Source organism: Bacillus sp. 05T31, assembly GCF_056396725.1.
In genome coordinates this window covers 1-609 of sequence record NZ_JBFTMA010001245.1, presented here as the reverse complement: position 1 = coordinate 609, position 609 = coordinate 1, and the positions used below count along the sequence as shown (strand labels likewise).

The window sequence follows — 609 nt, the reverse complement described above, 5'->3', positions numbered from 1 at the left end:
TATATTGGTTTACCCAATTCAAAATGATTGTGCCACTTATACCGATCGCTCTACCCATTTCTCGATAACTTTCATTTCCGTTCAAATAACGTAGAACGATTTGTATTTTTTCATCAGCTGTAAATTTAGCCATAGAAAAACTGCACCTCCAATTGTTAGACTGTGTCTAACAATTGGGGTGCAGTTCATGGAGGGATGCTCTTTTATTATTCATAATTGATTATTTTCCATCCTGTAAGTGTCTAGTTTAATGTAAACCATTGCTTCAGCTTCTAGCATTACCAAAATTTCTCTTTCCTCATAATCGTCTAATATTCCTAGAATTTTCGAAACTTTGGAGTCCATGTGGTTAACTCCTATCAATTATTTTAAAACTTAACTAATCTCAGTTTGCAACTCCATTCCAAACATCGACATCGTTATCATCTAAAATGGCTTTGATTTTATCTTTCTCAAAAACTACCAGATATTCATAAGGTAAGGCTAAAACTTGAATAATTGAAGGTCTAATTTTTAGTAGCTGATATGCGTAAAATGCTTCTAATTCACCTTCAGTTTCTTCTGTTTCATCGACAGGACCGATATACCAACCAGAATCACCTTTTTCAC

General features: G+C 33.8%; 2 protein-coding genes. Both read right to left on the bottom strand.

Annotation, left to right across the window (positions count from 1 at the left end; all coding sequences use genetic code 11):
* On the bottom strand, positions 1-133 hold a 133-nt coding region (locus tag AC1DJR_RS32700; protein ID WP_477004166.1), incomplete at its 3' end, for a transposase.
* A gap of 252 nt (positions 134-385) precedes the next feature.
* The coding region (locus tag AC1DJR_RS32695) for an immunity protein Imm33 domain-containing protein (RefSeq protein WP_477004541.1) at positions 386-609 on the bottom strand (224 nt) is incomplete at its 5' end.